Raw genomic sequence first — 21,606 nt, 5'->3', positions numbered from 1 at the left:
TCCCCAAAAACGATAAAATCTACTTTGGAACCAACATTTTCAGCGTTGGCTTGCAAAGAGATCGCAATATATTCGATATTTACAGAGTGTTAAGTTTCTGAAAATCTTAACAATTCTGCAACAGAGCTACTCTTTGTGAAAATCCCAAAATTGATATTGGGAGATTTATCAACCGCAACTAATTTTTAGGAACTTGAGATTGTATGGCCAACGTTTATGACTGGTTTGAGGAACGCTTGGAAATTCAGGCGCTCGCTGAAGATGTAACCAGCAAGTACGTACCTCCCCACGTCAATATCTTTTACTGCTTGGGTGGAATTACCCTAGTTTGCTTCCTGATCCAGTTTGCCACTGGATTTGCGATGACATTCTACTACAAGCCTACAGTTGCTGAAGCTTATTCTTCCGTACAGTACATCATGAATGAAGTCAACTTCGGTTGGCTAATTCGCTCCATTCACCGTTGGTCTGCCAGCATGATGGTGTTAATGATGATTCTGCACGTCTTCCGGGTTTATCTCACCGGTGGTTTCAAAAAGCCCCGCGAATTAACCTGGGTAAGTGGTGTTATCCTCGCTGTAATCACAGTTTCCTTTGGTGTTACTGGCTACTCCCTACCCTGGGATCAAGTTGGCTACTGGGCTGTGAAAATCGTTAGTGGTGTACCAGAAGCAATTCCCGTAGTTGGTGTTCTGATTTCTGACTTGCTACGTGGTGGTTCTAGTGTTGGTCAAGCTACACTAACTCGCTACTATAGCGCCCACACCTTCGTTTTACCCTGGTTAATTGCGGTATTCATGCTATTCCACTTCTTGATGATCCGCAAACAAGGGATTTCTGGACCTTTGTAATCGAAAGTTATCAGTGAATAGGTAAAAGCAGTTCTCAGATCCAAGTTGTTTGTTTTAAACTTATGGCAAATAAATAACTTATAAGTTAAAAACCAGCCCTACTCTCTGAAACTGTAAGCTGTAAAAGCTATGAACACTTACTTCAACTAGCAAAGCTGACCCTAGTGTCATACTAAATTTGTGGCTTACCTAAATATCTGATAGCTTTCACGAATGCTTTAACTTCACCTAAGCAGGAGAACACATCTAAAAATGTCCACGCAGAAAAAACCGGATCTGAGCGATCCTATCTTAAGAGCTAAACTCGCCAAAGGCATGGGTCACAACTACTATGGTGAACCAGCTTGGCCTAATGATTTGCTGTATGTGTTTCCCATCGTGATTATGGGTTCGTTTGCCTGTATTGTGGCTCTAGCTGTACTAGATCCCGCCATGACTGGTGAACCAGCTAATCCTTTTGCTACCCCCTTGGAAATTTTGCCAGAGTGGTATCTGTATCCTGTTTTCCAGATTCTCCGCTCACTTCCTAACAAACTGTTGGGAGTATTGGCAATGGCCTCCGTACCCTTGGGACTAATTCTAGTTCCCTTCATTGAGAACGTTAATAAGTTCCAAAACCCCTTCCGCCGTCCAGTAGCGACAACAGTATTTTTGTTTGGTACTTTTGTCACCATCTGGTTAGGTATTGGTGCTGCATTACCCTTAGACAAATCTCTGACTTTGGGACTGTTCTAAATTAGTTTCCACTAGTTTTAGTTTCCACAAAGTGCTGTGACACCTGTGAGTTTCAAGAGCATATACCGAAGTTATGAGACTAAAGACTGCCCGCAAGGATTATACAGCCCATTAGCTGCTCATACTTATGGTTTATATGCTGTTGAAAACAAACAGGTGTCAATTTTCGCAGTCTATTTTTGCTCTGGGATTTTAAGTTTTGGATGTAAAATAAAACCAATTCCAAAATCTAAAACCACCAAAAAACCAACAAAAGTCACATTTTTTTACTTACTTAATACTCAAGTCACGGTCAATGCTTACTACAGTGCAGCAAGACCATCTGACGGTGAAGAGCGATCTTAAGCTCCAAAACCAGGTACAACAATGGTTTGAAAAATTTTCTCTGCAATATTTAGCTCAAGGAGGCTGGTCAGAAAGCCAACTCTATCGCCTCAATTTAGCATTAGCAGAAGGCTTTACTAACGCAGTTCGCCATGCTCATCGGGCTTTACCGCCAGAAACAAATATAGAAATTGAATTGAGTCTGTGGGTAGACAGACTGGAAATCAGAATTTGGGATTATGGTAAACCTTTTAATCCTGATCAGATACCTGAACCAAAGCCAGGTACTCTACAAGATCATGGGTATGGATGGTTTCTCATTCGGCGTGTGGCAGATCATGTTGTTTATGAACGTGATTCTGATAATAGAAATTGTCTATTGATTGTCAAATATCGTTTAGAAGGGCAACATTAGGTTGAGCAAAAAAAAAGCCCAGTCCGTTAATAAATCTTCGGTACTGGGATCAGTTTTTGTTTAAGCCAAGTCGAAAAGCAAGATTTCTGCGCTGAGGTTTGTACTAATTTTTAGTTTCTCTTCTCCAGTAATTTGCACTCCGTCTCCGGCCATGAGTTCTTTACCATTTAAAGTTGCTTCACCTTTGGCTATTTGTAACCAGGCATAACGATGATGCGGGACATGATAATTGACAACATCACCATGCTCTAAAATAGAGGCGTATAAATCAATATCTTGATGAATAGTTACAGCGCCATCACGTCCATCCTTAGCAGCAATTAAGCGTAGTTTTCCCTTTTTTTCTTCCATAGGAAAAGTTTTTTGGTCATACCTTGGCTTTAATCCTTGCTTGTCTGGCAACATCCATATTTGCAGTAGGTGTAATTCTTCAGTTTGCGAGGGATTAAATTCGCTGTGCATGATGCCCGTACCAGCACTCATAATTTGTGCTTCGCCAGGAAGAATTACCGAACCTGTACCCAAACTATCTTTATGTTCAACTGCACCTGATAAAACATAGGTGAGTATTTCCATATCTCGATGTCCGTGGGTTGGGAAGCCAGCACCTGGTGCAATGCGATCATCATTAATCACTCTCAGGGAACGAAATCCCATGCGGTTGGGATCATAAAAATGACTGAATGAAAATGTATGGTAACTATCAAGCCAGTCAATCTGACTATGACCCCGTAAATTACGGTCATGAATTATGTAGTTAATGGTATTTTGAGACATAATTTCACCTTATTATTAAAATAGGAGTCAGGAGTCAGAAGTCAAAGAAAGGCAATTATAAACCTAGAAAAAATTAAATTTTTGACAAATCCTGTGCAATTGATTTTTATATTAAAATACTTCTCTATAAAATGAAAAGTACGCACTCAAAAGTGGCTTAGTTACCAAAAAGATACTGTAGGCAAAAGGTAAGAGGCAAGAGGCAAAAGAAGAAATGAAATTTCTCACCATCTGCCCTGTCACCTGTCACCTATCACCTGCTATATTTGCTGATAGCGTTCTTGCAAATCCCGAATGGAAAACAGCGTATCAAACTGTAAGCCAGCAGATTTATATAACTCTGCTCCCCCTTGAAGTCGGTCTATCAAAGAAATTACTCTATCTACGGTATAACCTGCTGCTTGCAAACGCTCAACGGCTTTCAGTGCAGATTGGCCAGTTGTCACCACATCTTCCAGCACCACTACTTTTGCACCTGCTGGCAAAGTTGGACCTTCGATATAAGCCATTGTGCCATGACCTTTAGCTTCTTTGCGAATAATCAACGCAGGTAGGGGTCTATTTTCATAGACAGAAACCACACTCACAGCAGAAACGATGGGATCAGCACCCAGGGTTAAACCGGCTACTGCCTGTGTATTTACTGGTAGGATATGTAATATCAACCTGCCTACAGCCAAAGCACCTTGGGGGTGGAGTGTTACCTGTTTACCATTAATATAGTAAGAACTACGTTGTCCAGATGAGAGAACAAAATCACCTTCTTGATAAGCAAGTTGGCAAAATAAATCCAGTAACTTCTGACGCAGGGTAGTTAAATCAGTAGTAGTTGCCCAAATATCCGATTGGTTGGATGTTTCAGTAGAATACGACATTACAAACCGTTAAAAGTTGTGCTACACCAAAGGTTGAACTGATGAGAGTTCTGAAATTAAGCATAAATTAAGATTCGCCCAAAAATTGAGGAGTTGTAAACATGAGTATAAATTTGCAAGGATTGAGTGGATTATTGGTAATAGTTGCTACTGCTACATTTCCTGTAGTTGCAGTTGCCGAGATGGAATCAGAAAATTATGAAGCAATAACCAATACCGTCGAGAGAGCTTTTTTTCGCAATGATCGTAATTTCTACGAAAATGGCAGTTTACAGCGTCAGGTAGATTCTTTATTAGGTCCTGGTGCTAAGTTTGGAACAACTTTCCCGGATAATGAAATCGCTAAAGATGCTGAGTTGGTTAACACTGTTTATCACGATGTTCTCGTCCAACAAGCACAGAATGATCCTTATCTTCGCACCCCTGATTTACCGAATCCTTACAACTCTTCGCTGTTGATGTCTCCTCGGTACAATGCTAATCAACTCAAAGTAGGTACTGAATATCGCTTTGACAGTTTAACCTCTCGTTAAATATACAGCAGAATTCAGGAGTCAGGAGTCAGGAGTCAAAAGAAAGATAATGTTTCTCCCCTGCTTTCTTCCCTGTCACCTGTCACCTGTCACCTGCTATATGACTTCTCCCCAACTCGTAACCCCAGAATAATTAAATCTCGTTCAACACCTGCTAAATCGGCGATTTTGGGCAAATGTCCCCAATGTTGAAAACCAAATTTTTCAAACAATTTTAAACTGGGGTGATTATGAGCAAAAATAAAGCTGACCAAGGTCTTTAAACCTAAGCTGGGACTTTCACTAATTGCTTTTTCTAAAAGTTGCTTTCCCAAACCATGTTTTTGAAAGTCTGGGGAAATGTAAATACTAATTTCGGCGGTGCAATGGTAAGCCGGTCTACCATAAAAGGATTGGAAACTCAGCCATCCAGCAATTATACCATCTATTTCCACTACCCAGAGGGGACGTTGTGAGGGTACTCGTCCCTGAAACCAAGCCATGCGACTTTCCACAGACACAGGTTCTAAATCGGCTGTGGCCATGCGGGTAGGAACAGCAGCGTTATAAATGGCTACAATTGTTGGTAGGTCTGTTTCTGTGGCATGGCGGATCATCATTGCGGCTATCTGGGCAAAATTCTTGGTAGTTCAGCAGTCAGTAGTTAGTAGTCAGTAGTCAGGAGTTTTTGAATTTTGAGTTCTAAATTTCTTTCTCCTATGTTCCCTTTTCTCTAACTAGCAACTTAGATTAATAATATTATATTTGGTTATATTTTAGTAGGATAAGACGACTAATTTTTATCTCAAAACCTCACTTTGTATAACTCGAATAATTCTCCTAATTGCCGTTTTACTACTTTAGCACCGCCAGTTTTAATGGTTTTTTCCCACTCAGACGCAGATTCTAGAAACACCTCTGCACCCAAATAAGTTTCTAAAACTGCCCAATCTTCAGCTAAAGGTTGTTCTGAATTCAGAATGTCAAATACAAAATGTCCACCTGGTTTCAATACTCGTTTGACTTCTAGTAAAACAGCCTGCCAATATTCTAGGGGAAAATAACAACTAAATCCTGTAGCTATGACTAAATCAAACTGTTCGGAAGGGTAGTTTAAATGATGTGATGCTCCCAACTCCACACCTTTGAATAGTTTTGAGTTTAACTGTGAACCACGAGAATTTAGGGTATCTCTAGCTATATTACTAATTTCTTGCCCATAAAAGAATGCTTGCCAATCTCGCCAAGGATAGATTAAAAAGCTGAATCCGCAACCAATATCTAAACAATGTTGGTTTTTTTGAGGTTGGGCAATTTCCCAAAAAGGGGAAGCAATTTTATAAGCTAAGATGCCATTTTTCCATTCTTTATATATTGGCATTTCTTGGACTTCGTTTGGAACTTCAAAGGCTTCTTTTTGATATTCTTTATTGAAGCGATATGCTATTTGTGCTATTCTTTCTTGCCATTTGTCGGCAGGATAAATATTGTTTTTGTAAGGATTTGATGGCTGGTTTTTAGACATTATTTAGCTTGGGGACTGGAAGGGACTGGGGACTGGGTAAGAATTTTACCAATGACGAATGACTAATGACATTATACTCTTGCTAATAAAGGTGCAGCTGCTAGGAGGGTTTGTGTATAGGGGTGTTGGGGATTGGCGAAAATTTCTTTGGTGCAACCTAATTCAACTATTTTACCACCATTCATGACGGCGATGCGATCGCACAAAAACCGCGCTAACCATAAATCATGGGTAATGAATAAGTACGTTAATTCAAATTCGGCTTTTAATTGCAACATTAAATCTAAGACTTGTGTTTGTACACTCGCATCTAACATACTCACTGGTTCATCACATATTACTAATTTAGGACGAGTAATGAAAGCTCGTGCTATTGCTACCCGTTGTTGTTGTCCTCCAGATAAATCCGAGGGATAACGCTGATAATAAAGTTCTGCTGGTGTTAAACCGACTTTTTCTAACATCCACAAAACCTGTTCTTTCGCTTTTTCAGCATTAGCTAAATTGTGAATTAATAAAGGATCAGCTATACTTTGTCCCACGGTCATCGCTGGATTTAAACAAGCATGAGGATCTTGGAATACCATTTGTATTTGTCGGCGGGAAGAACGTATTTCTTGACGTGATAAGTTAGTTAACTCTTGTCCTAAAAATTCAACTTTCCCAGATGTAGGACGAATTAATTGTAAGATAGTTCTAGAAAGTGTACTTTTACCACAACCAGACTCTCCCACTAATCCTAATATTTCCCCTGGATATAATTCTAAATTAATGCCATCTACAGCTTTAATTGTTTGATTTTCACCTTTAAATAGACGTTCAATAAAATTCGGTTCTATGGTATAATGTTGTTTGAGTTCTGTAACTTTTAAAATGGGATTTGCTTTTTCTGTTTCCTGTTTCCTGTTCCCTTTTCCCTTTTCTTGTTGAATATGCAAAGCTGCTTTTAATAAAGATTGGGTATATTCATGCTGGGGATTAGCAAATACAGTTTCTGTTTTACCCATTTCTACCATTTTACCTTGATACATTACGCCAATGCGATCGCAATATTCCGCTACCATTGCTAAATCATGGGAAATCAATAATAATCCCATATTTTCCTCAGCACACAATCGCGTTAATTCTTGTAAAATTTGGGCAGAAACGGTAACATCTAAACTGGTTGTGGGTTCATCAGCAACGATTAACTTAGGGTGGAGGAGTAAAGCCAGCGCAATAGCCACCCGTTGTCGCATCCCCCCGCTAAACTCATGGGGGTACTGGTTCCAGCGACTGGCAGGAATTTTCACCTTTTCTAAAGTTGCTAAAGCTTTTTCCTTCGCTTGCTGTTTGGATAATTCTGGTGAATGCGCTTCTAGGGTTTCTAGACAATGATTACCAATCGTCATTAACGGGTCTAGGCGTGTCATTGGGTCTTGAAAAACCAAAGCTACAGCTTCACCGCGAAATTTCCGCATTTGAACTGGCGTTAAATCTAATACCGAGTCTCGCCGAAAAATTACTTTACCTTCAACGCGACTAGAAGCAGGTAATAAACGCATTATTGCCCGTCCGATAGTGGATTTACCACAACCAGACTCACCCACCAACCCCATTTTTTCACCTGGTTGGAGTGTAAAAGATACATCATCAACTGCCCAGTTTTCTTCTTCCCCGCTGCGTTGGGGATAAGCTACACGGAGATTTTCAATACTAAATAAAGCTTCACTCATAGTTAATTATCGGCTTTGGGTTGCCTGTTTATATAAAACGTAAATTTAGGATAGTCTATCAGATTAGCAAAAGTAGATGTTAGATGCTCATCACTATGCTTTTGATTTTAGTTAAAATCATTTAGACATCTGGTGAAAAAGAATGTAGAGCCGAGAATTCCTACATGGGGAACGTCTCTACAAATGTTGTAGGATACGCAAATATCCCCCATTTCTTCAAGAAATCGGGGATCGGAAATACTTCTCGTATCACTCCAGAAGAGCCTGACAATATCGAATCAGAGTATTTAGACGTTCTTCAATAGTTTTGATTCTCGCCTGTGCCGTAGCTGACTGTCTTGCACCTTGAAGAAACATTACATCTATTTCTAATAAACGTAGTTGCTTACTCATTTCCGTCTGATAAGACTGCTGGCGCGAGTCCAAATCAGTCAAAGACACAATTTGCTGGACAAACCATTGCTGTAACTCAAAAAGACATTGCCGTAGGGTAGGGGCATCAAGTTGAGTTTTAGTGACATCAGAGCATAATTGCTCTAGTAATGTTGCGAATTCCTGATATTTTTCCTGATTCAAAGACATCCAGTGCTAGTTAAGATATTTTTGCAAAACGTCGCTGCTTTTCTAGACATTAGACATATTACGTCAAATCAGCTAAAATGGTTTAATAAGTTCTGCTGTCAAACAACCACTGGTTGCACTTATAAGTCCCAAGTTAAACGTCAATGCAGCAGTTGACAGATAAAAGTTAATCAAGGGCTGTTCTAGTTCACCCTGTGAAGGTACAACTTGCCAACTAATTAAACTGGATATTTGTCTATATAATTAGCAAATATTAGTGTTAACAAAATTTCCTTCTAGAATAAACTGTTTGAAGACCTCAATTAAAGCTCACGCCTCAAATCATGCTTTGAGGTGTTGTCTGCCACTCATGGATATTCAGGCTTATGTGCCTCAATACCAGCAATGGATGATTCTAGGCAATTAAAAAGTCATCCTCCCACTGTTTTTCCTACCTGTCTGTAGGCAGGCAGCAGCATCTTCTTTTGACGATGCTGTCATTTTCGTCTATATCTGACTGAACCACCAAAAACCTATCATTTCTCTTGTATGAGCAGCTTACTTCTTGATTCCTCAGTAGATGTCAGTCTTCCGGAATGGCTTAAAAAATGTTTACGAGAAACATCAGTAAAAAGCAGCGTAGCGGAAGATGACCGAACGTATAGCGATATGGCTCTGATTTGTAATGCTTTTAAATTTGCCTATCAACTGCATCAAGGTCAGTACCGCAAATCTGGAGAAGCTTATATAGCTCATCCAGTAGCTGTAGCTGGATTGCTGCGAGATTTGGGCGGCAGTCCTGCTATGATAGCAGCTGGATTTCTTCATGATGTAGTTGAAGATACAGAAGTTACAATTGAAGAAATAGAAGAGCTTTTTGGGGCAGAAGTCAGGCAATTGGTGGAAGGTGTCACCAAGTTGTCTAAAATTAATTTTACGAGTAAAACTGAAAGCCAAGCGGAAAATTTCCGGCGAATGTTTTTGGCAATGGCGCAGGATATTCGGGTCATTGTGGTGAAGTTGGCAGACCGTTTGCATAATATGCGAACCTTGCAGTATATGTCAGAAGCCAGTCGTCGCCGTAGCGCCCAGGAAACACGAGATATCTTTGCACCTTTAGCTAATCGCTTGGGGATTTGGCGGATTAAATGGGAATTGGAAGATTTGGCGTTTAAGTATTTGGAACCTGATGCTTTTCGGGAAATGCAGCAGCACGTTTCTGAAAAGCGGACAGCGCGGGAAGAAAAATTGGCTAAAGCTACGGAAGTGTTGCGGGAACGAATGCAACAGGCAGGAATTCAGTGTTCGGATGTGAGCGGCCGCCCCAAACATCTTTATAGTATTTATCAAAAAATGCAGCGTCAGCAAAAAGAATTTCATGAAATTTACGATTTGGCTGCACTGCGAATAATTGTACAAACTAATGAAGAATGCTATCGGGCTTTGGCGGTAGTTCATGATGCGTTTCGCCCGATTCCCGGCAGATTTAAAGATTACATTGGATTGCCAAAACCCAACCGTTACCAGTCTTTGCATACTGGGGTCATTGGTTTGACCGGTCGCCCTTTGGAAGTGCAAATTCGGACAATGGAAATGCATCATATTGCTGAGTATGGGATTGCTGCACATTGGAAGTATAAAGAAACAGGCAGTTCTTCCCATAGCCAACTGACCGGCTCGGATGAGAAGTTTACTTGGTTGCGGCAACTATTGGATTGGCAAAGTGATTTAAAAGATGCTCAAGAATACTTAGATAGTGTTAAAGACAATCTATTTGAAGATGATGTTTATGTCTTCACCCCTAAGGGGGATGTTGTACCTCTAAGTCCCGGATCTACGAGTATAGATTTTGCTTATCGAATTCATACAGAGGTAGGAAACCATTGTGCGGGGGCGCGGGTAAATGGGCGGATAGTGCCATTATCCACGCGATTACACAATGGTGATATTGTCGATATTATTACTCAAAAGAATAGCCATCCTAGTTTGGATTGGTTGAATTTTGTCAGGACTTCGGCGGCGAAATATCGCATTAAACAGTGGTACAAGCGATCGCGCCGGGAAGAAAATGTGGCGAGGGGACGGGATTTATTAGAAAAGGAACTTGGTAAAACTGGTTTTGAACACCTGCTGAAATCAGCCTCTATGCAAACTGTGGCGGAGAAGTGCAATTATCACAGTGTGGAAGATTTACTTGCGGGTTTAGGTTACGGGGAAATTACCTTAAACTTGGTATTGAATCGCTGGAGAGAAGTGGTGAAAGCACAACAACCTGTGGCTGATGTGATCCCCTTTCTACCTAAAGAAACAATTTCCAAATCCTCACGAGAAACATCATCAACTACTTCCCGTGCTAGTGATTCACCTATTATTGGTGTAGAAGGGCTGGTTTATCATGTAGCTGGGTGTTGTACGCCAATTCCTGGTGAAGCGATTATTGGTGTGGTGACACGGGGACGGGGTATATCTATTCATCGCCAAGGGTGTCATAATGTGGACAATGTGGAATGTGAGCGCCTAGTACCTGTAAGATGGAATATGGGAATAGAACATCATGGTCGTCCTCACACTTACCCCATAGAGATTCAAATTGAAACTCTTGACCGAGTGGGAATCTTAAAAGATATTTTATCGCGGTTGAGTGATCAAGGTATAAATGTGCGTCATGCTAACGTGAAAACTGCTTTGGGACAACCGGCACTAATTGACTTGGGTATTGATATTCGCGATCGCTCTCAATTAGAACACTTGTTTGTGCAGATTAAAAAAATGAGTGATATTCTTAACATTCGCAGAGTTGGTCAAGTTGAGGAGTCACAGGCGTAGTGGTTCTAGGGTGCGTTAAGGTATTGCGAAAGATATCTCCGACAAATAAATAGTAGAGACGTTCCATGGAACGTCTCTACAGGGGTTATAAAAAACGCATATTTAATTTTAATTTTCCCCAGATGTCTCCAACATTTAACGTACCAACTCGAAGAAAAGACAGTTTTTAGCGATTGGTTGCACTAATTTTAGTTTTGTAAAGTTTGCCACCCAGTGCCTTGATAACCATACTCAAATATTTCTGGGTGCAAGATTTCGGCTAAAATTTCCACAGAATCAACCAAACGCGGGCCAGGTCTGTTAAAGTAAGAGTTACCATCAGTAATGAAAACTCTCCCAGCTTTGACAGCGTGGAGTTTTTCCCACTCTGGGCGCTGAGTTAATAACTTCGCTTCTTGTTGAGTCCGTTGTAAATCAAAGCCGCAGGGCATAAAAATAATTACATCAGGGTTAGTAGCAACCAATGTTTCCCAGTTCAAATGAGCAGAAGGCTTACCTGTAACACTAAACAACGTTTGTCCACCTGCCAAGTTGATTAATTCAGGTATCCAATTTGCAGCCGTGATCAAAGGATCAGTCCATTCTATACAAGCGACTTTAGGCATTTCTGTTACAGACAAGCCTTGAATTTTACGGTTACAAATTTTAACTCTAGCTTCTAAATTCTCAATTATTTTTACTGAGTCCACCCCAAAGGTTTGACCAACTCGCTCAATATCACCCCACACATCCCGCAGTGTGTTAGGCTGTAAAGAGATAATCTGGGGTGAACTGTGGGTAAGTTCAGTGACTGCCTTCTGCACTTCTGGTAAGCTGACTGCACAAACATCACATTGATCTTGAGTGAGAATGTGCGTAGGTTGCAATTTCTCTAAAACATCAACTTTAATTTTGTAAATACTCAAAGCAGATTGCAATATCTTGTTCACTTCATCATTAATGATATTGCTAGGCTGTTCACAATCTAAACGTGCTTGGGTACAAATAGGACGATTGGCGATTTCTGGGGGATAGTCACATTCGTGCGATCGCCCAACAATGGCATCACATAAACCAAGTGTAGCAACTATTTCCGTCGCACTAGGAATTAAAGAAACAATTCTTATATCTTTATCTATCATAAGTTATGCCTCCTGGGAATAGGAGTTCAGGAGTTAAGTAGCTAAGAATAGAAAATGGTGTCAAATTTTTTTAACATCTGTTTCTATTCTTATTTTTGCATACTTTAAGAGAGAGGATATCTATCTTGAGGATGTTAACATCTTTGTTTTGCGCCCAAATACAAAGGCGCACAGTTTTATACATTATTTATAAAGTTTAGGTAAATTTTACTGGTTTTTATCTAGACACTGATACGCAGTTACATTATGATTTAGATGTAATATCTAACAGGTGTGTCTATGAAGAAAGTTAAAATATTGAAATTGGCTATATTGCCTATCTTGACCGTAATTACCCTTATAGTTGCTCCCAATGCTGCACTAGCTGACTACTTACGAAGTGAAGGTTATGGTGGTGAGTACCGTTATGAGTTATGGTCTTCGGATGATGGTCAAAAATACTATTTGAAGATTTGGGATAAAGATGAAGATCCGCAAAAAGACAGTTACAAGACAACGAGAAACTTTAAATCGAGTAGAGAAGCATTAATTTACTTTGATTGTAATTACACTGACAAAAGTTTACCTGAGTGTCCTAAAAGAAGATAATTAATTAGGTTGAGATCCCCAGCTTTTTGTATAAGTTGGGGATATATTAAAATTTGGTAGTTGGTGATTGGTAATTTTCAGAATCAGGATATTCAAGTTAATAACGTTCATGAATTGATTTGCATTCCCAAAACATTATTGATTATTGCTATAATGTAATTACATCATGTACATACACAATAAATGAGCAATTCCTACAATATTCGTAGTACCAAAATTGGTAACAGTGCAGGGTTTCGACTACCTGCTGATTTTTATCGTGAACATCCCCAATTTGCGAATGCAGATGGTTGGATTGAGGTTTTATCACCCGATACAGCAATTGTGCGAATTGTTCCTCAATTGCATGATGATGAAGATGCAGAAGACTCGCTATTAATGCGGCTGTTTCTTGATTTTGCTACCACAGAAGCATTGAAAAATAATACATTACAACCTTATACAACAGAAATGTCTGAAGCTGCTCATCAACTAATTGAAGGTGTGCCATTAGACGATGAGTAAATTTGTTAGTAATAACTGGGAAATTTATTTTCATCCTCAACTATTTGGTAGTCAATATCAAGTATTATCAAATCGCGTTGCTAATTTGCGAGAACAATTACCAGAAGCAGAGTTTAAAACTCATGCAACGGTGAAACTTTTTGCAGCAATTACTATAGCAATTGAAACTAAAATTCCCTCTGATCCTTTTGCTAGTCATTTTGCTTTGACAGGTGCATTAAAACGCTATAGTCGAGTCAAAAAGATGGGTTTACCAGAACGATATCGGCTATTTTTTCGGGTGTTTGATACTCCCCAATTAAAAGCAATTGTGATTTTGTGGTTGGGGTTTCCGCGAAAAGAAGGTGCTAAGGATGATTGTTATGATGTGTTTACTAAAATGGTAACAAGAGGGACGTTTCCAGATAGTTTGGATGAGTTATTAGGAAATTGCGAGGTAAATGTGGATAAGCTGGAATAGTAACAGTAGCTTGGGTTGAGAAACTTATCCCTACGGAACGCTACGCGGACGTGGTTCATTTTGGTTAAATACCGCTAGTTTTGAATTTGTGAGGGAATTGACTTTTTTGGCCGCTTCCTTTGTCCTGGTGTCACATACTTGATTGCGAGATTAATGGTATTTTATTTTTGTACAAGCTCTTTTATCCCCATCGCAATACAAACTATGACACTCAATTTATATTTACTGCGACATGGTGAAACTACTTTTAGTCAAAGTGGTAATTTCTGCGGTGAAACTAATGCAGAATTGACAAAAGAAGGAATGCAGATGGCAGAGAGTTTTGCCGATGTTTATAAAAAACTGAAATGGGAAGCGGTTTATGTTAGTCCCATGAAACGCACCATTGCCACTGCAAAACCTTTTTGTGATGCTACTGGGATGGAGATGCAGGTAAGGGAAGGACTTAGAGAAGGTAGTTATGGACAATGGGAAACCAAGAGTAAATCCTTTGTGCAGGAGAATTATTCAGAAAACTATATAAAATGGTTGTCAGAACCTGCTTGGAATGCACCACTAGGTGGAGAAACTGCGGTACAAATTGCTAACCGTTCTATGCCTGTGATTAGTGAAATTATAGACAAATATCCCGATGGTAATGTTTTAGTAGTTGCCCATAAAGCCACAATTCGGATTATGCTTTGCAGTTTACTAGGAATTGATTTGGGATGTTACCGTCATCGAGTAAATATTTTGGTCGCTTCGGTAAGTGTGGTTAAATTTGACGTTAATGGTCCCTTGTTAGAAATATTAGGCGATCGCTATCATATACCTGATCATATTCGCTCTCGTCCAGGAACATAATAGCTAGTTCATAGATAATAAATATTGTAGGTTGGGTTGAGAAAACCCAACATAATCACAATTTATGGTCATATATGAGTGGTAATTTTAGAAATAGAATAGTAATTTTCTAGCGATGCTGAGATTTAAAGGACTTTCTGGAGGCATTTCAATTAATACTCCATCTTCCAATTCGTAGCGGGTATCTGTACCATCGTCATAGTTTAAATATTCTTCAATAGTTGAGGGTTTTAATGTAACTGGAATAGTAGTCATGACTAGTCCCAATTTTAATTATTCATTATATCTCAAGATGGGGATTTTGTCTGAATCAGGATATCCAGGATTTAAGGATTTACAGGATGAGGATATTATCTGAATCCAGATATCCAGATTAATAAGGTTAATGAATTGATTTACATTCCCAAAACATTCCCGGACCAACGGTTAAAATTTGCTCATTTGGCATCATTAATTCCCAATAAGCAAGCCCAGAATCATCTTCTAAATCCGGTTCTAAAATTAGTTGTTAATCACCTTCAAAGGATAAAGTGAGTTTAAAATTATTACTATCAATTACAAAATTAGTTAGTTTTTTGTTTTCCAAATACTGTAACGGTATTTTAGCAAGTTCGGCAGCATTTTGATAATTTGCGAACATAGATGAATGACTGAAAAGATTATCTCCTATCATTAAATACCAAGGTGTTGCCCTAGTGTTAAGTCGCCAAGTTCCTTTGCGTAAATGTGCTAATTTAGGATGAGAATAGGCAGTCAGTTCACCAAAATGTAACCGTAATTCATCCCCATAACTAAATGTAATTTGACGGCAAGTTTCGCCAATAATTGGTTTAATAATTTGATTGAGTTTAGTATTGAATTAGCAAGAGATGTTTTAGGAGTCATAATTAATATCCTCTAAAAATTCTTTAGCTTTTTGTCTAAGTTCCTGATCTGTAAAATCACCTCTATTATTTCCAGTTCCTCCATAACCATTTCTTTTCTCTTCCTCTAGAAATGTACCAAAAACATCTCTTAATTCTGGTGACATCCGAAATTCTCTCGCAATTGCATCAACCTGTTTAATATCATCTTTTTTACCCATAAATATATATGGATTTAAAGATCCCCGACTTCTTGAAGAAGTCGGGGATCTGGTGATATCATCTAGTTATTCATTACCTTCAATGGGTGCAAAACCCTGACGCTGAATATTCTCCGTAATACTCCTTGGTTCTAGGAATTGCAACAAATAATCTGGTCCGCCGGCTTTTGAACCAACACCAGAAAGCTTAAAACCGCCAAAAGGTTGACGGGCGACAATTGCTCCGGTAATATTCCGGTTAATATATAAATTGCCTACTTCAAACTCTGCTTGTGCTTGTTGAATGTGGGAAGGTGTACGAGAATAAAGACCACCTGTTAAAGCGTAATTTGTGGAGTTAGCAAATTCTAAAGCTTCCTGAAAATCGTTTGCGCGAATCACCGATAAAACAGGGCCGAATATTTCCTGTTGTGCTATTACCCCATTTGCAGGAACTTCCGAAAAAATCACAGGACCGATAAAATAACCTTGGGTAGGTGAGGGTAACTCTAAAGCTAACTTTGCCTCTTTTTTCCCGATTTCAATATACTCAAGAATGCGAGATTGTGCATTAGCATCAATAACAGGGCCAACTTGGGTACTGGGTAACTCGGTTTCACCGATGTTTAAAGATTTAGTTGCTTCTACCAACCTTTCGACAAAAGCATCATAAATTGGTTGGAGAACAATTACCCGTGAACAAGCAGAACACTTTTGACCACTATAACCAAAAGCAGATTGGACAACTCCAACAACAGCCTGGTCTAAATCAGCACTTTCATCAACAATAATCGCGTTTTTGCCACCCATCTCCGCAATTACCTTTTTCATGTGCTTTTGACCAGGTTTTAAAACTGCGGCTTCTGCGTAAATTCGACAACCTACTTCCTGAGAACCAGTAAAAGCAATGACATGAGTATCAGGATGATTCACCAAATAAGCACCGACTTGAGAACCCTTACCAGGAACGTATTGAAAAACACCTTTGGGAATTCCGGCTTCAATAAGGATTTCTGTCAACTTCGCAGTAATAACAGAAGAAGTTTCCGCAGGTTTGAGCAAAGTACAATTTCCAGAAACCAAAGCAGCAACAGTCATTCCGCAAGCAATAGCTAAAGGAAAATTCCAGGGAGAAATCACCACAGCAATTCCTTTCGGCTGGTAAATATAACGATTAGTTTCGCCAACAACGTCATAAATTACACCTTTTTCCAGCCGTTCCATCTCCTCAGCGTAATAAAGACAAAAATCTATAGCTTCCGAAACCTCCCCGTCAGCTTCCTTAACAGGTTTTCCCACCTCCAAAACTATCCAAGCCGAAAGTTCAGCGCGTCTTTCTTCCATCAACTCAGCAGCTTTCCGCAGAATATCAGCACGTTGCTTAACCGGTGTCTTCTTCCAACCAGGAAAAGCAGCTTTAGCAAACTTCATTGCTTCCTCAGCTTGTTCAACGCTGATAAGACCGATTTTCCCAACCACCTCACTAAAATTAGAAGGATTAAGAGAATCAACAAAAGTTGTAGTATTTACAAACTCACCATTAATCAAAGGTAAATAAGTCTTACCCAACTGCTGACGCACATTTTGGAAAGCAGCTTGAGAAACCCTTCTTTTCTCCTCCTCCGCAAAATCAGTATCCGCAACACCAACAAAACCCTCATTTCCCTCTCTGCGCCTCTGCGCGACGGACACTTTGCACAAGTCGGGAGACCCGCCCACGCAAGTGTCCTCCTCTGCGTGAGATAATAAAATAGGAGGAGCTAACAACTCATCAGCAGGTTTATTTTCCAGATTTTGGCGTAAAAACGAACTATTTGCGGTATTTTCCAATAATCTGCGAATTAAATAAGCCATTCCCGGTAACAAGTCACCATAGGGACAATAAACCCGCACCCGATAACCCTTATCTACCAAAGCCTTAGCAATTTTATCACCCATGCCGTAAAGGACTTGCATTTCAAAACGACGACGGGGAACCTTGAGACTTTCTGCTATTGCTATGGCGCGAGATTGCGATCGCACGTTATGACTACCTATGGCAGAATAGACATATTGATGATTTTCCAGCAATAGCTGAGTTATAGCTTCAAAATTGGCATCTGTGGCGACTTTATCGTTGTATACTGGTTGTGGCCAATGCTTTTGGGCAGCTTTGATAGTTTCTTGATCCCAATATGCACCTTTAACTAAACGAATAGTCAGAGGATAACCACGTTGTTTTAACCAAGCAATAATATCTTGAGCATCCTGTTCACTATCACGCAGATATGCTTGGATGGTGATCCCGATATCTGTACGTTGACGGAATTCCTCTTCGAGTAAAAGCTTTTTGAGAATCTTTAAAGTGATATCTTTATAGGCGTATTGTTCCATATCAAAATGGACTGCTGCACCCAATTCTTTAGCACGACGTAGTAAAATCTTAATGCGATCGCTGACTCGTTGTTCACTACCATCTGCATCTAACGGGTCAAATTGGGAATAAAACGCCGTTAATTTCACAGAAACTTGCACTTTGGGGATAATTTCCCCATCAGCTTCATCAATAGCGGGAATATGCGGCCAATTTTTCGATGCTGCTACCAATTGCTGCATCAATTCCATGTATCTTTCTAAATAAGATTGCGCTTCCGTTTCCGTAATTACCGCTTCACCGAGTAAGTCAATGGTGAAAGCCATCTTTTCCTTACGAAGCTTTTCAACAGTTTTAATGACTTGCTTAATATTTTCACCAGAAATATACTTATGTGCTAAAGTTTCTACAGCAGTTCCCACAGTTGTTGCTGCCACCTGTGCGGGCATAGAATCAGGGTTAGCAAAGTTTAAAATTCCTTTTAAAGCTGCGGGTAATTCCACAGACTCATCTCCCAAATATTCTTGCAAATGGGAGGCAATTTCTGCTTTACTGTGTAAAGCGGGTAAAGTGTCAATAAAACGAAATAATTGTACCCGTAAACCAGGATTACTCATAGCCCAATCGAGTAATTTCTCATCCCAGCGCATCTGGTCGCGTAAAGAAGCTAAAAATGAACGATTATCCCCAGTTGCAGCGAGAACCTGTTTAGCAATTTCCTGTGTTTTCGCTTCGTAAGTGTTGTTTTGTACTTGTAATACCATAAAGTTTGTTAGTAGTTAGTTGTCATTAGTCATTAGTCATTGGGTTATTAACTTCCCCATCTCCCATCTCCCATCTCCCATCTCCCCACTTCCCCAGTCACCTGTCACCTATATGGTGTAAAACTGTAATATGGTGCTGTTTTTAACTTAGTTAGCGCCATTTGTAAACTGTCTCAAGTAATAGTTTTGAATGTGGTTGTATTGAATGTCTGGAAAAACTTGGCTTTGTTATCCTTGGGGATAGCTATGGTCTGCTTGGGAGGTTGTACAGAAAGTCCGACAGATGAACAATTGGCAGTATGGCGTAAAGAAGCGAGCGATCGCAATGCTGAAATTGTGGCAGAAAAAGCCAAAAATAACCAGCGGCGTGAATGGAATTTAGTTATACAAGGTCAGACAGCAACAGGAAAAACGGAAACATTAACTTGGCCGCAGTTGCAGGATTTAGCTACAGCCAGTATAAATACTGTTGATGCTAATAACATTGTTCATCCCAAACAAGTATTTAAATTTACTGGAGTGTCTGTAAATTCACTATGGCAAAAGTTAGGTAATCAAACAGAAATAAAGGAAATAACTTTCGTCTGTTATGACGCTTATCAGGTGACTATCAAAATAGAAGACTTACTCAAGTACCCAATTATCTTAGCAGTTGCCAAGGATGGTCAACCAATTCCGCGTGAGCAAGGTGGACTGCTATATTTAGTCTTCCCCTATAGCCAGTATCCAGAAATTAGAAACAAGTATGATGAGGGGATGTGGGCATTTTATGTGACTCACGTCATATTTGGTACAGAAAAAGCCCAAGTGCGTATAGGCAACCGTGAACTCAATTTAGTGGATTTAGACAAATTACCCCAAGTTACCCTGACGCAAAATGTTGGTTATCGGGTGTGGTGGCCTAGTGGTAAAGTTAACTTACATGGTGTTAGACTGCGAGATGTTCTCTCTTTAGCTGGTGTCAATTTAAACTCTACTACTTCTGTTGTAGTACGTGGTAAACCACCTGTTTATCGTAAAAATTCGGAACCAATAGAATTAGCAACAGAGGATATACTGGAATGTAGTATTATTTTAGCTACTAGATGGGGTGAGGAAAAACAACGAATTCCTGCAAAAATGGGGGGTCCAGTCACTTTGGCCTTTGGTGATGATTGTTCTAGCAAAATCAAGAATCAGCGATGGGTAACTTTTGTAGAAGAGTTAACTCCACAACTATGAAGATATTAACTTTTCGTTCTATTCGCACCCAGATCATGACTTCAACCACTTTGCTGATTCTTGGTTTGGTTACTGCTATAGTTACAGTCTGGGCAAAAAGTGAAAGCAATCTCTACCGTCAAGAAAAAGTGAATGATGCTAAAATTATATCCAATATCTTAAGTTATACATATTCCAACGAATTTTCTGAGGAGAATTGGAGTCAAATCCGCTTAAATCTAGATTTGCTAATACGAGAAAACGAAGAAATTGTATATGTTTTTGTATCCGATTCATCTCAAGACAATCAAATCGTTGCTGCTTCCCCCAGTGAATTTCAAAACAATTATGTTCCTGATGTTGTCAGTTTAGATGTCACTAACAATGCCCTAAAATCCAGTAAATCTACTCACATCATCGAGACATTTATCCTCCGCGATATTTATTTTGCTAACAAGTTGCGGGGGAAAAAGGGTGAACAGGTAATGGAAGTAGCTTCAGATATTCGCACACTATCGGGTAGAAAACTTGGTAAACTAAGAATAGGTATATCCTTGAAAAGAGTAAACCGTGCCGTTACCAATGCAGTTAATCAAGCTTTGATAGTGGGTTCTGTAGGATTGGCTGTTGGTTGGGTGTGTGCCTACATTTTAGCACGCCAGTTAAGTGTTCCCGTACAGCGGTTACAGATGAGTGTTGCTAAAATTGCCAATGGAGATTTGCAGCATCGAGCAGATATTTATAATCGTGAAGATGAAATTGGTGCATTAGCAACTTCAGTAAATGAAATGTCATCCGCATTGCAGATATCGTTTAGTAAATTGCAAAAGACATTAGAATCATTTGAGAAATTTGTACCAGATAAATTTGTTTCCGTTATCGCTCCCGAAGGAATAGAAAATATTGATGTGGGTATAGCTTCCACGCGGAAAATGACCATTTTATTCTGCGATATTCGTGGTTATACTTCCATGTCTGAAGCGATGACACCGATGGAAATTTTTTTATTTTTAAATGACTATTTAGCTTGTATGGGAAAAGCCATAGATGAATATGGTGGTTTTATTGATAAATATATAGGTGATGCTATTATGGCATTGTTTGACGATGAAGCTACAGACTCAGCCCTAAAAGCAGCAATTTTGATGCAACAGGTTTTAGAACTGTTTAATTATGAGCGAGCCAAAAAAGGATTACCAATTATTGCAGTTGGTATCGGCATCCATCGTGGTACAGTAGTTATGGGTACAGTGGGTTTTAACTCCCGCATGGATTCTACAGTTATTGGTGATGCAGTCAATGTTGCTTCCCGTATTGAAGGACTAACAAAGCAATATGAGTGTGGTATTTTATTAACAGAATCTGTAGTTAAAAGCTTATGCCATCCTGAATCATTTGCTTTGAAACTTATAGATAAATCTGTTAAAGTTAAAGGCAAAGATGCACCAATAGCTATTTATGAATTACAATTTAATTCGTAATTTATAATTAAAAATATAGCGTTTCCCAGTCTAATGAAGTACACACCAATTTATTCCCTGTTCCCTGTTCCCTATTCCCTGTTTTATGTAATCATAGAAGACTGGGTTAAAAT

The 21,606-nt window shown here is 39.4% G+C and carries 21 protein-coding genes; 11 read left to right on the top strand and 10 right to left on the bottom strand.

Translation table 11 applies throughout. From position 1 onward, the window contains the following. Nucleotides 1–203 precede the first annotated feature (203 nt). The 3 genes from petB (at nt 204) to H6G06_RS14100 (ending at nt 2,325) form a co-directional block, all read left to right on the top strand. On the top strand, nt 204–851 hold the full coding sequence (gene petB, locus H6G06_RS14110) for a cytochrome b6 (protein WP_190561121.1): 648 nt from the start codon (nt 204–206) through the stop codon (nt 849–851). A gap of 252 nt (nt 852–1,103) precedes the next feature. Continuing rightward, the gene (gene petD, locus H6G06_RS14105; protein WP_190561119.1) at nt 1,104–1,586 is read left to right on the top strand and encodes a cytochrome b6-f complex subunit IV; all 483 of its coding nucleotides are present in this window, start codon (nt 1,104–1,106) and stop codon (nt 1,584–1,586) included. Between the two features lie 295 nt (nt 1,587–1,881). Then, nucleotides 1,882–2,325 (top strand): ATP-binding protein, encoded by a 444-nt coding sequence (locus tag H6G06_RS14100; protein ID WP_190561117.1) that lies wholly within the window; start codon nt 1,882–1,884, stop codon nt 2,323–2,325. A 60-nt stretch (nt 2,326–2,385) separates the two neighbouring features. On the opposite strand, the gene H6G06_RS14095 is transcribed toward H6G06_RS14100, so the two are convergent. Both H6G06_RS14095 and pyrE read right to left on the bottom strand, forming a co-directional pair. After that, nucleotides 2,386–3,102 carry a pirin family protein gene (locus tag H6G06_RS14095; protein WP_190561115.1) on the bottom strand — a complete coding sequence of 239 codons (717 nt, stop codon included), beginning with the start codon at nt 3,100–3,102 and terminating at the stop codon, nt 2,386–2,388. A 260-nt stretch (nt 3,103–3,362) separates the two neighbouring features. Beyond that, nucleotides 3,363–3,977 carry an orotate phosphoribosyltransferase gene (pyrE, locus tag H6G06_RS14090; protein ID WP_190561113.1) on the bottom strand — a complete coding sequence of 205 codons (615 nt, stop codon included), beginning with the start codon at nt 3,975–3,977 and terminating at the stop codon, nt 3,363–3,365. A 101-nt stretch (nt 3,978–4,078) separates the two neighbouring features. On the opposite strand from pyrE, the gene H6G06_RS14085 reads away from it, so the two are divergent. Beyond that, complete coding sequence (locus tag H6G06_RS14085) at nt 4,079–4,510, top strand: hypothetical protein (protein ID WP_190561111.1); 432 nt, start codon at nt 4,079–4,081, stop codon at nt 4,508–4,510. Nucleotides 4,511–4,599: 89 nt separating this feature from the next. On the opposite strand, the gene H6G06_RS14080 is transcribed toward H6G06_RS14085, so the two are convergent. From H6G06_RS14080 to patD, 4 genes are all read right to left on the bottom strand, one after another. Continuing rightward, a complete protein-coding gene (locus tag H6G06_RS14080; RefSeq protein WP_190561109.1) occupies nt 4,600–5,109 on the bottom strand; it encodes a GNAT family N-acetyltransferase in 510 nt (169 codons plus the stop codon). Between the two features lie 185 nt (nt 5,110–5,294). Further along, nucleotides 5,295–6,014: a class I SAM-dependent methyltransferase gene (locus H6G06_RS14075; RefSeq protein WP_190561107.1), complete on the bottom strand. Its 720-nt coding sequence runs from the start codon at nt 6,012–6,014 to the stop codon at nt 5,295–5,297. Nucleotides 6,015–6,085: 71 nt separating this feature from the next. Beyond that, nucleotides 6,086–7,729: a dipeptide ABC transporter ATP-binding protein gene (locus H6G06_RS14070; protein WP_190561105.1), complete on the bottom strand. Its 1,644-nt coding sequence runs from the start codon at nt 7,727–7,729 to the stop codon at nt 6,086–6,088. A 249-nt stretch (nt 7,730–7,978) separates the two neighbouring features. Further along, complete coding sequence (gene patD / locus H6G06_RS14065; RefSeq protein WP_190561103.1) at nt 7,979–8,311, bottom strand: heterocyst frequency control protein PatD; 333 nt, start codon at nt 8,309–8,311, stop codon at nt 7,979–7,981. Nucleotides 8,312–8,839: 528 nt separating this feature from the next. Here patD and H6G06_RS14060 point away from each other — a divergent pair. After that, on the top strand, nt 8,840–11,116 hold the full coding sequence (locus H6G06_RS14060; protein WP_190561101.1) for a RelA/SpoT family protein: 2,277 nt from the start codon (nt 8,840–8,842) through the stop codon (nt 11,114–11,116). 188 nt (nt 11,117–11,304) lie between these two features. On the opposite strand, the gene H6G06_RS14055 is transcribed toward H6G06_RS14060, so the two are convergent. After that, a complete protein-coding gene (locus tag H6G06_RS14055) occupies nt 11,305–12,237 on the bottom strand; it encodes a cobalamin-binding protein (protein WP_190561099.1) in 933 nt (310 codons plus the stop codon). A gap of 303 nt (nt 12,238–12,540) precedes the next feature. Here H6G06_RS14055 and H6G06_RS14050 point away from each other — a divergent pair, with 303 nt between their 5' ends. From H6G06_RS14050 to H6G06_RS14035, 4 genes are all read left to right on the top strand, one after another. After that, nucleotides 12,541–12,825, top strand: coding sequence for a hypothetical protein (locus tag H6G06_RS14050; RefSeq protein ID WP_242039699.1), 285 nt, complete (start codon nt 12,541–12,543; stop codon nt 12,823–12,825). Between the two features lie 183 nt (nt 12,826–13,008). Next, a complete protein-coding gene (locus H6G06_RS14045) occupies nt 13,009–13,329 on the top strand; it encodes a hypothetical protein (protein ID WP_190561097.1) in 321 nt (106 codons plus the stop codon). Beyond that, the gene (locus H6G06_RS14040; RefSeq protein ID WP_190561095.1) at nt 13,322–13,789 is read left to right on the top strand and encodes a type II toxin-antitoxin system YhaV family toxin; all 468 of its coding nucleotides are present in this window, start codon (nt 13,322–13,324) and stop codon (nt 13,787–13,789) included. Before H6G06_RS14045 ends, H6G06_RS14040 begins: the two co-directional genes overlap by 8 nt. Nucleotides 13,790–13,993: 204 nt before the next feature. Next, nucleotides 13,994–14,632 (top strand): histidine phosphatase family protein, encoded by a 639-nt coding sequence (locus tag H6G06_RS14035; protein ID WP_190561093.1) that lies wholly within the window; start codon nt 13,994–13,996, stop codon nt 14,630–14,632. A gap of 87 nt (nt 14,633–14,719) precedes the next feature. Here H6G06_RS14035 and H6G06_RS14030 read toward each other — a convergent pair whose 3' ends face one another. The 3 genes from H6G06_RS14030 to pruA form a co-directional block, all read right to left on the bottom strand. Beyond that, complete coding sequence (locus H6G06_RS14030) at nt 14,720–14,887, bottom strand: Uma2 family endonuclease (RefSeq protein ID WP_199306705.1); 168 nt, start codon at nt 14,885–14,887, stop codon at nt 14,720–14,722. Between the two features lie 619 nt (nt 14,888–15,506). Further along, nucleotides 15,507–15,716, bottom strand: a complete 210-nt coding sequence (locus H6G06_RS14025) for a hypothetical protein (protein WP_190561091.1) — start codon at nt 15,714–15,716, stop codon at nt 15,507–15,509. 66 nt (nt 15,717–15,782) lie between these two features. Further along, nucleotides 15,783–18,812 (bottom strand): L-glutamate gamma-semialdehyde dehydrogenase, encoded by a 3,030-nt coding sequence (pruA, locus tag H6G06_RS14020; RefSeq protein ID WP_190561089.1) that lies wholly within the window; start codon nt 18,810–18,812, stop codon nt 15,783–15,785. 192 nt (nt 18,813–19,004) lie between these two features. Here pruA and H6G06_RS14015 point away from each other — a divergent pair, with 192 nt between their 5' ends. Together H6G06_RS14015 and H6G06_RS14010 are read left to right on the top strand one after the other, a co-directional pair. Further along, a complete protein-coding gene (locus H6G06_RS14015) occupies nt 19,005–20,033 on the top strand; it encodes a molybdopterin-dependent oxidoreductase (RefSeq protein WP_190561361.1) in 1,029 nt (342 codons plus the stop codon). After that, on the top strand, nt 20,030–21,493 hold the full coding sequence (locus H6G06_RS14010) for an adenylate/guanylate cyclase domain-containing protein (protein ID WP_190561087.1): 1,464 nt from the start codon (nt 20,030–20,032) through the stop codon (nt 21,491–21,493). The genes H6G06_RS14015 and H6G06_RS14010 overlap by 4 nt, the downstream gene beginning before the upstream one ends. Nucleotides 21,494–21,606 lie beyond the last annotated feature (113 nt).

The organism is Anabaena sphaerica FACHB-251 (assembly GCF_014696825.1).
Taxonomy (GTDB): Bacteria; Cyanobacteriota; Cyanobacteriia; order Cyanobacteriales; family Nostocaceae; genus RDYJ01.
Note: the sequence above shows the minus strand (reverse complement) of the source record. Positions and strands in the feature narration are given on the sequence as shown.

What these genes read in the sequence shown, in the direction of transcription:
- petB (WP_190561121.1), top strand. Translation starts at nt 204, where the DNA reads ATGGCCAACGTTTATGACTGGTTTGAGGAACGCTTGGAAATTCAGGCG.
- petD (WP_190561119.1), top strand. Translation starts at nt 1,104, where the DNA reads ATGTCCACGCAGAAAAAACCGGATCTGAGCGATCCTATCTTAAGAGCT.
- H6G06_RS14100 (WP_190561117.1), top strand. Translation starts at nt 1,882, where the DNA reads ATGCTTACTACAGTGCAGCAAGACCATCTGACGGTGAAGAGCGATCTT.
- H6G06_RS14095 (WP_190561115.1), bottom strand. Translation starts at nt 3,102, where the DNA reads ATGTCTCAAAATACCATTAACTACATAATTCATGACCGTAATTTACGG.
- pyrE (WP_190561113.1), bottom strand. Translation starts at nt 3,977, where the DNA reads ATGTCGTATTCTACTGAAACATCCAACCAATCGGATATTTGGGCAACT.
- H6G06_RS14085 (WP_190561111.1), top strand. Translation starts at nt 4,079, where the DNA reads ATGAGTATAAATTTGCAAGGATTGAGTGGATTATTGGTAATAGTTGCT.
- H6G06_RS14080 (WP_190561109.1), bottom strand. Translation starts at nt 5,109, where the DNA reads ATGATGATCCGCCATGCCACAGAAACAGACCTACCAACAATTGTAGCC.
- H6G06_RS14075 (WP_190561107.1), bottom strand. Translation starts at nt 6,014, where the DNA reads ATGTCTAAAAACCAGCCATCAAATCCTTACAAAAACAATATTTATCCT.
- H6G06_RS14070 (WP_190561105.1), bottom strand. Translation starts at nt 7,729, where the DNA reads ATGAGTGAAGCTTTATTTAGTATTGAAAATCTCCGTGTAGCTTATCCC.
- patD (WP_190561103.1), bottom strand. Translation starts at nt 8,311, where the DNA reads ATGTCTTTGAATCAGGAAAAATATCAGGAATTCGCAACATTACTAGAG.
- H6G06_RS14060 (WP_190561101.1), top strand. Translation starts at nt 8,840, where the DNA reads ATGAGCAGCTTACTTCTTGATTCCTCAGTAGATGTCAGTCTTCCGGAA.
- H6G06_RS14055 (WP_190561099.1), bottom strand. Translation starts at nt 12,237, where the DNA reads ATGATAGATAAAGATATAAGAATTGTTTCTTTAATTCCTAGTGCGACG.
- H6G06_RS14045 (WP_190561097.1), top strand. Translation starts at nt 13,009, where the DNA reads ATGAGCAATTCCTACAATATTCGTAGTACCAAAATTGGTAACAGTGCA.
- H6G06_RS14040 (WP_190561095.1), top strand. Translation starts at nt 13,322, where the DNA reads ATGAGTAAATTTGTTAGTAATAACTGGGAAATTTATTTTCATCCTCAA.
- H6G06_RS14035 (WP_190561093.1), top strand. Translation starts at nt 13,994, where the DNA reads ATGACACTCAATTTATATTTACTGCGACATGGTGAAACTACTTTTAGT.
- H6G06_RS14030 (WP_199306705.1), bottom strand. Translation starts at nt 14,887, where the DNA reads ATGACTACTATTCCAGTTACATTAAAACCCTCAACTATTGAAGAATAT.
- H6G06_RS14025 (WP_190561091.1), bottom strand. Translation starts at nt 15,716, where the DNA reads ATGGGTAAAAAAGATGATATTAAACAGGTTGATGCAATTGCGAGAGAA.
- pruA (WP_190561089.1), bottom strand. Translation starts at nt 18,812, where the DNA reads ATGGTATTACAAGTACAAAACAACACTTACGAAGCGAAAACACAGGAA.
- H6G06_RS14010 (WP_190561087.1), top strand. Translation starts at nt 20,030, where the DNA reads ATGAAGATATTAACTTTTCGTTCTATTCGCACCCAGATCATGACTTCA.